This is a genomic window from Acinetobacter sp. YH12227, from assembly GCF_013417785.1.
Classification (GTDB): Bacteria; Pseudomonadota; Gammaproteobacteria; order Pseudomonadales; family Moraxellaceae; genus Acinetobacter; species Acinetobacter gandensis.
Window position 1 is genome coordinate 1 of record NZ_VPDH01000108.1, and the last position, 7667, is coordinate 7667.

Sequence of the window (7667 nt, forward strand, 5' to 3'; positions counted from 1 at the left end):
GGTGGATGCGGTAAAGGTCGCCTTGTGAAGCAGAAAGCAAGTGAAATCCGTGAGGAAGTCGCCTAAGAGCTTTTGCTTTTAGAATCCTCCACTTGAGCTAGTCGAAAGTGGTGGGAGTATGTCAATGTTGTAGTTTTTTGATATCTGCCAAAACTTGCGCCGCATGTGTCTGTGTATTCACACTGGTGTAGTGATAAACAATAATACCTTTCGGATCAATGAGAAAGGTTTCACGTTTGGCAACTTTTAAAATCCCTAAGTTTCGTACAATGCCTAACTGTGTCGCTAGCTTATGTTGTTGATCGGCAAGAATTGGAAAGGGAAGTCCCAGTGCTTTAGAGAACTTTTGATGTGAAGCAACATCATCTAAGCTTGCGCCCAAAACAACAGCATTACTTTTTAAAAATTGTGCATATAGGGTTTTAAATTGATTGGCCTCTTCTGTACAACCTGGGGAGTTATCTTTGGGGTAAAAGTACAGAACAAGCCATTTCCCTTGATATTGCTTCAGTTCGTGCCATTTTCCGTTTTGATCTTGCAATTTAAAGTTGGGTGCGGGGGTGCCTACCCATTGTTTTTGTTTGTTTTGACTGGTGCTGAGTATTGATGTTTCGGCAACTGTGATTTGGGTGGTTGCTATTAAAGCACATGTCATTAAACAGATTTTTAGCAATGAAGAAACTTTCATAGAGTATCAGTTTATATTGTTCTTTATCTGATCTTAGCAAATTTTAAAGCGATGTAGGCAGTCAGATTTTATATCTATCGAAATTGATCCCAAATGTATTTTGCAAATCGGTTGATGTGCTGAAATGCCACTATCAAACTTACTTTGAACTTTTATACTATTTGGAATCGGTTAATTTTAGAGTTTGCATTGAATCAACATATTTTACTTATTACCGGATGGGGCGGCGGCAGTAAATTACTTACTCCTTTACAGCAGGCATTAATTGGACAGGGCTTCAGTGTTGAACTCTGGAACATTTTTGATGCTTTAAACAAAGACGTGCTTGCACAGAAAGTTGAACAGGCAAAACAATTTGATGTGATTATCGGTTGGTCTTTAGGCGGTCAGTTGGCGACTATTTTGGTAGATGCAATACAAAAACAATATCAGCAGAAAAAAGTCCTGATCACGCTAGGTTCAAATCCTTGTTTTGTTGCTAATCAAGACTGGTCAGCAGCAATGGATCAAATGAGTTTTCAGCACTTTAAACAATCCTTTCAACAAGATGCTATTGCTACTTTAAAGAAGTTCGGTTTCATGGTGTGTCAAGGGACTGATAGTACCAAGCAAGATTTTGTAACTCTGCAAAGTTTAATTCAGGCGCAAAATTTAGATGTGCTTCATGCGGGGTTGAGTTGCTTGGAAAAATTAAATAATGTAAGTATCTTAAAAAATTATAGTGGTTATCAGTATCATGTTTTTGCCAAGCAAGATTATTTAGTTAGTTACAAAGTTGAACGTTTATTGCGAAATTTAGCAGTAGAATTTTTACAAACTGAATTAGTTTCTGGCTCACATGGCTTTCCTTTATTTGATGCTGAAAGCATAAGTTGCAAAATCTACCAATATTTAAAGAAAATTGAACAAATCTCCGTATAGCTGGCCTATATCGCAATTTATTTTTGATTCCAGCAGGTTTAACATCATTCCGCATTGATGCAATACCGCGCTTATATGGAGTTAAGGATGACCGAACTAACCGATCTACAATTTGATCAGCAGCACCTTTGGCATCCTTATACTTGCATAACAGCGCCATTACCGACCTTTAAAGTCAAACGTGCATTTGGGGCAGTTATTGAGCTGGAAGATGGCACACAGTTGATTGATGGTATGTCATCATGGTGGTGTGCAATTCATGGTTATAACCATCCTGAACTGAATCAGGCAGTGGTTGATCAGCTGCAGAATATGTCACATATCATGTTTGGCGGCTTAACGCATGACCCTGCAATTGAGTTAGGACGCTTGCTGCTTAAAATCACGCCGCCATCTTTAGATAAAATTTTTTATGCTGATTCAGGCTCGGTGGCTGTCGAAGTCGCTTTGAAAATGGCCGTACAATACTGGTCTTCTCAAAACGGGTCTTCTCGAAACGGGGCTACTCAATATGAGCTTGCTCACACCGGTGCAGCATCTGTAAAAAATAAAAAAAACAATTTTATTACCCCACGCTCGGGCTATCACGGAGATACATGGAATGCCATGTCGGTTTGTGACCCTGTGACTGGTATGCATCAAATATTTGGTTCAAGTTTACCCAATCGAATTTTTGTTGAAGCACCGCAAACCGCCTTTGATGAAGTGTGGAATCCTGACGACATTTTAGAACTTGAGCAAACTTTGGCTGCGCAGCATGAAAGCATTGCAGCGTTGATTTTGGAGCCGATTGTGCAAGGTGCAGGGGGGATGCGTTTTTATCATCCTGAATATTTGCGCCAAGCCAAATTACTTTGTGAGAAATATCAGGTCTTACTGATTTTTGATGAAATTGCCACAGGCTTTGGCCGTACCGGAAAGTTATTTGCATGGGAATGGGCAGGGGTTGAACCAGACATTATGTGTATTGGCAAAGGCTTGACTGGCGGATATATGACTTTGTCAGCAACTCTGACCACCAAGCAAATTGCTGAAACCATTAGTCAGGGTGAGGCAGGTGTATTTATGCATGGGCCAACCTTTATGGCGAATCCGCTGGCGTGTGCAGTTGCGCTGAAAAGTACCCAACTTTTAATGCAACAGGACTGGGCGAGTAATATTCAACGTATAGAACAACAGCTAAAGTTGGGCTTGAGTTCGTTAGCTAAACTCAATTATGTGCAAGATGTGCGTGTGCTTGGTGCCATTGGTGTTGTGGAATTAAGCTTTAATGTTGATATGAAAACCTTGCAACAGGAATTTGTTCGACGCGGAATTTGGGTGCGTCCTTTTGGTAAACTGGTGTATGTGATGCCGCCGTACATTATTTCTGAGCAGCAGTTGGCTGTGTTGTTGCAGCAATTGCAAGAAGTGGTGCAAGGACTGGGGGAGAGAGCAGCATGAGTATGCTTGATCTCTATGCAGAACAGTTGGATGAGTTAAAAGCTCAAGGTAACTTACGTCAGTTTCGCTCCAATATTCAGACTGATCGCTGGATTGAAATAGATCAGCAGCGCATGCTGAATTTATCGTCCAATGACTATTTGGGACTGGCTGCAAATACACAGCTACGTGAGCAATTTTTTGATGAAACACCGAATAGTCAACGCTGGATGAGTTCATCTTCTTCGCGGTTGTTAACTGGTAATTTCCCTGCATATGAACTGCTCGAACAAAGTTTAACTCAAGCTTTTCAAGGCCGTGCCGCGCTGTTATTTAACAGTGGTTACCACATGAATATCGGAATTTTACCGGCACTGGCGGACAGCAAAACCTTAATTTTGGCCGATAAGCTGATTCATGCCAGCATGATTGATGGTATTCGTTTATCCACGGCGAAATACGTGCGTTATCGCCATAATGATTTAGCACATCTGACACAGTTGTTAGGTCGCTACCATGACGATATTGAAATTGAACGAATTATTGTGGTGACTGAATCCATTTTTAGTATGGATGGTGATGAAACTGATCTTGCCGCTTTGGTCGCGATTAAACAGCAATTTGCTAAAGTCATGCTGTATGTTGATGAGGCACATGCAATTGGTGTGCGTGGTGAGCAGGGACTCGGATGTGCAGAACAATATAGCGTGATTGATCAGATTGATTTATTGGTCGGCACTTTTGGTAAAGCGCTAGCATCCATTGGCGGTTACCTAATTTGTCATCCGATTATTCGAGATTATTTAATCAATAAAATGCGTCCTTTAATTTTTAGCACCGCGCAGCCACCGATCTGTATGGCGTGGACGAATTTTATTTTTCAGCGCGTACTGAGCCTTAATCATTTACGCAGCCATCTTGCACAAATGAGTAAAAGTTTGCAGCAGGCAATACAAGCCAAAGGTTTTACCTGCCCATCGAGTTCGCATATTGTGCCAGTGATTATTGGCGACTCCTTGAAAACGGTTAAAAAGTCGAAAGCTTTACAACAGGCCGGTTTTTACATCATGCCAGTGCGTCCGCCAACGGTGCCGCAACATAGCTCGCGCCTGCGTATTTCCTTAAATGCTCAGCTTCAGTCCGCTGAGTTAGAGCAACTGATTGCGTTGCTTTGAGATTGACACGCATGGATATTGATAAAGCACACGTGGCGCTACGCTTTGCGCAAGCAGGGCTGAGCTATAGTGAACATGCCGTAGTGCAAAAGCAAATTGCATTACATTTGGCTGGCTTAATGGCTAAACATCTGCCGTCACACGAATTCTCTGAAGTTTTGGAAATTGGCTGTGGTTCAGGAAATTTAACCGATCAATTATTAGAGCAGTTTCGTATAAAAAAATTGTTGTTGAATGATTTGTATGCTGAAGTTCAGCAGCATTTTTCAGCACTTTCAAATAGCTCAACTCAAATTGATTGGCTGATTGGTGATATTGAACAGGTGGCGTTGCCAAAGGCTTTAAACCTAGTTGCATCGTGTTCGGCATTGCAATGGTTAACGGATTTCAATGCATTAACGGCTAAAGTGCATAATTCACTTAGTGAGGATGGCTATTTTTGTTTTTCCAGTTTTGGCCCACAAAATTTGATTGAAATAAAAACCTTGACTGGGCAAGGCCTGAATTACTTTAGCGCAGCACAGATAGTGGATATCTTAGTCGGCAATCAATTTGAAATTTTGCATCTATCTGAACAGCGGTATCACTTGGATTTCACTCATCCCAAACAGGTGTTACAGCATTTAAAAGCCACTGGTGTCACGGCAACAGCGAGTGGTTATCGCTGGACAAAACACAGTCTGCAAAAATTTTATCAAGATTATCAACAGTTTTCTAGAAAAGATGAAGCAGGTCATCTGCAATATGCACTGACCTATCATCCTATCTATTGCATAGCGCGGAGAAAGCCATGACAGGGTCTGTATATTTTATCAGTGGGATTGATACAGGAATAGGCAAAACCTATACCACAGGCTATTTGGCGAAAATATGGAATGAACAAGGCACACGAACGATTACGCAAAAGCTGATTCAAACCGGCAATGTTGATGTTTCTGAAGATATTGAACAACATCGTAAGATTATGGGTACAGGTTTTTTGCTTGAAGATGAAACCAAGCTGACCATGCCTGAAATTTTTACTTATCCAGCATCGCCACATTTAGCCACCAAACTAGATGGACGTGAAATCGATTTTGCAAAAATTGAGTTTGCCACCAAACGACTGAAAGAAAAATATCAAGCAGTTTTATTGGAAGGTGCTGGCGGTTTGATGGTGCCATTGACCACGGATCTTTTAACAATCGATTATGTTGTAGAGAACCAATATCCCCTTATTTTGGTGACATCAGGTCGTTTGGGCAGCATTAACCATACGATTTTAAGTTTGGAAGCATTAAAAAGTCGTGGCTTAGTGCTTTATGCACTCGCTTATAATTTAAATGATGAATCTGAAGATGAACTGATCTCAAAAGATACCGCTGAATATTTAAAAGTATATTTAGCGAAACACTTTCCACAAGCATTATGGATTGATGTTCCTGTATTGGCATAATGGGCTAACTCTTTATATTGACAATGATTGGGCGTATTTATGACGGATCATGCGTTTATAGAACTTGCGATTCAACTTGCGAAAGAAAATATTGAGCAAGGTGGTCGGCCATTTGGGGCTGTGATCGTTAAGCATGGCATTGTGGTGAGTACAGGGGTGAATCAAATATTAATCTCAGGCGATCCGACATCTCATGCCGAGTTAAATGCATTAAGACAAGCCGCACAAAATTTAAATACGATGTCTTTGAAGGACTGTGTCGTTTATGCGAGCGGACAACCGTGTCCAATGTGTTTGGCGGCTCTGCGAATGGTTGGAGTTGAAAAAATTGTATATGCCTATTCAAATGCTGATGCAGAAGTCTATGGTTTATCTACAGCTGAGATTGCTGAAAAATTAAGACTTGAACCACATAAACAGGACGGGTTGAGTTTTAGTCAGTTAAAGCCAAACTGTGATCATAAGCTATATGATTTTTGGAAGCAGAAAAATATGTAATAAATACTAAGTGTTTTTGTCTGAGTCACTAACTGTATAGATTTCTGTGAAGAATTAAAAAAGCCAACTGAGTTGATCAGTTGGCTTTTTTGTTGGTGAGCAATTATTGATTTGCTGAGACCCCAATTTTTTTGACATTCAAACGTTGTGCTGCTGCCATTACCATAGCGACATCTTTATATTCTGTCATTTTGTCAGGTTGCACTTTAATCGTATCCTGATCTGCTTGTTGTGCAACACCAGCAAAAAGTGTTTCTAAAGCTTGCTTATTTGCAACGGCTTGACCATTCCAAAATAATTTACCTTGCGCATCAATTTTAAGTGTCACCGGTTCAGGTAGTTTTTCATTGGTTGGCGGTGGTGTTCCATTGGGCAGATCAATATTAATTGAGTTATTTGGAATTGGAATTGTAATAATAAACATAATGAGCAAAACCAACATCACATCGATCAATGGCGTCATGTTGACGTCCAACATAACATCATCGTCTTTATCGGAACCGACATTCATTCCCATACCTTGTCCCTCACCCGATTATGGTGCGGCAACAGGAGTTGTGACAAAAGCAATTTTGCCAATTCCTGCTGCTTGTGTTGCACTAATGACTTCATCAATCGCTTCATATTTTGTCACCTGATCGCCACGGATATGAACTTCAGGTTGCGGACGCTTTTTAGCTTCCGCTTGTAGTCGACTGATCAGCGTATCTTTATCTGCAATGTATTTTTCATTCCAGAAGATATCGCCATTTTTATTGACAGCAATCTGAATATTGATCGGTTTGGTTTCATAAGGCGTGTTTTTTTCCTCAGGTAACTTCACCGGCACAGTATGGATAGCAACGGGTACTGTAATTAAGAAAATAATGAGCAGCACCAACATAATATCAACCAAAGGTGTTGTATTAATGGCTGAAATTACATCATCTTCGTCACCATCTGAATTGACCATCATTCCCATGGCTGATGCCTCTCTTATTTTGTGTCGTTATTATTGTTTTTGATCTCACCGCTTAAAAGTACGGTGTGTAGATCTGAACCAAAGGTACGAACATTATCTAGAACTGCCTTATTACGACGTGTTAACCAGTTGTAGCCAAGAACCGCAGGTACTGCTACAGCCAAACCAATTGCCGTCATAATCAGGGCTTCACCGACTGGGCCTGCAACTTTATCAATAGATGCCTGACCTGAAATACCAATTGCTGTTAAAGCATGGTAAATACCCCAAACTGTACCGAACAAACCCACAAATGGTGCAGTCGAACCTACAGTTGCGAGAAAAGCTAATCCACCACTTAAATGGCTTTGAATTTTATCGATAGCACGCTGGATTGAAATAGTCACCCATGTGTTGAAGTCGATACGTTCTAACAGGTTGCCACCATGTTTTTTAGTTGAATTAGGCTTTGTTGCACAAAGATTTGAAATGCAAAGCGCCCCTAATTGAGCCAAATTTAAGGCGTAACTTGGGTAAGTGGTCGACCTAATTCCGTAAATCTGTTAAGAACTGCTACACGTGCATGGA

General features: G+C 40.7%; 9 protein-coding genes and 1 pseudogene. 6 read left to right on the top strand and 4 right to left on the bottom strand.

Features of this window, described 5'->3' with window-relative positions; all coding sequences use genetic code 11:
• Positions 1-121 precede the first annotated feature (121 nt).
• On the bottom strand, positions 122-688 hold the full coding sequence (locus tag FTV09_RS16310) for a peroxiredoxin (protein WP_180058892.1): 567 nt from the start codon (positions 686-688) through the stop codon (positions 122-124).
• Between the two features lie 189 nt (positions 689-877).
• Here FTV09_RS16310 and FTV09_RS16315 point away from each other — a divergent pair, with 189 nt between their 5' ends.
• From FTV09_RS16315 to FTV09_RS16340, 6 genes are all read left to right on the top strand, one after another.
• Positions 878-1609 carry a hydrolase gene (locus tag FTV09_RS16315; RefSeq protein ID WP_067762674.1) on the top strand — a complete coding sequence of 244 codons (732 nt, stop codon included), beginning with the start codon at positions 878-880 and terminating at the stop codon, positions 1607-1609.
• A gap of 87 nt (positions 1610-1696) precedes the next feature.
• A complete protein-coding gene (gene bioA, locus FTV09_RS16320; protein WP_180058893.1) occupies positions 1697-3052 on the top strand; it encodes an adenosylmethionine--8-amino-7-oxononanoate transaminase in 1356 nt (451 codons plus the stop codon).
• Entirely contained in the window at positions 3049-4206 is a 1158-nt protein-coding gene (locus tag FTV09_RS16325; protein WP_180058894.1) for an 8-amino-7-oxononanoate synthase, read from the top strand. The genes bioA and FTV09_RS16325 overlap by 4 nt, the downstream gene beginning before the upstream one ends.
• Positions 4207-4208: 2 nt before the next feature.
• Positions 4209-5000: a malonyl-ACP O-methyltransferase BioC gene (gene bioC / locus FTV09_RS16330; protein WP_180058898.1), complete on the top strand. Its 792-nt coding sequence runs from the start codon at positions 4209-4211 to the stop codon at positions 4998-5000.
• Positions 4997-5641 carry a dethiobiotin synthase gene (bioD, locus tag FTV09_RS16335; RefSeq protein ID WP_180058895.1) on the top strand — a complete coding sequence of 215 codons (645 nt, stop codon included), beginning with the start codon at positions 4997-4999 and terminating at the stop codon, positions 5639-5641. The genes bioC and bioD overlap by 4 nt, the downstream gene beginning before the upstream one ends.
• Positions 5642-5680: 39 nt before the next feature.
• Positions 5681-6139 carry a nucleoside deaminase gene (locus FTV09_RS16340; protein ID WP_180058896.1) on the top strand — a complete coding sequence of 153 codons (459 nt, stop codon included), beginning with the start codon at positions 5681-5683 and terminating at the stop codon, positions 6137-6139.
• A 103-nt stretch (positions 6140-6242) separates the two neighbouring features.
• On the opposite strand, the gene FTV09_RS16345 is transcribed toward FTV09_RS16340, so the two are convergent.
• From FTV09_RS16345 to FTV09_RS16355, 3 genes and pseudogenes are all read right to left on the bottom strand, one after another.
• The gene (locus FTV09_RS16345) at positions 6243-6656 is read right to left on the bottom strand and encodes a biopolymer transporter ExbD (RefSeq protein WP_180058897.1); all 414 of its coding nucleotides are present in this window, start codon (positions 6654-6656) and stop codon (positions 6243-6245) included.
• Positions 6657-6674: 18 nt separating this feature from the next.
• A complete protein-coding gene (locus FTV09_RS16350; RefSeq protein WP_078190074.1) occupies positions 6675-7100 on the bottom strand; it encodes a biopolymer transporter ExbD in 426 nt (141 codons plus the stop codon).
• A 14-nt stretch (positions 7101-7114) separates the two neighbouring features.
• Positions 7115-7543 (bottom strand): annotated as a pseudogene (locus tag FTV09_RS16355) (MotA/TolQ/ExbB proton channel family protein); the annotation flags it as partial.
• Positions 7544-7667: the final 124 nt, after the last annotated feature.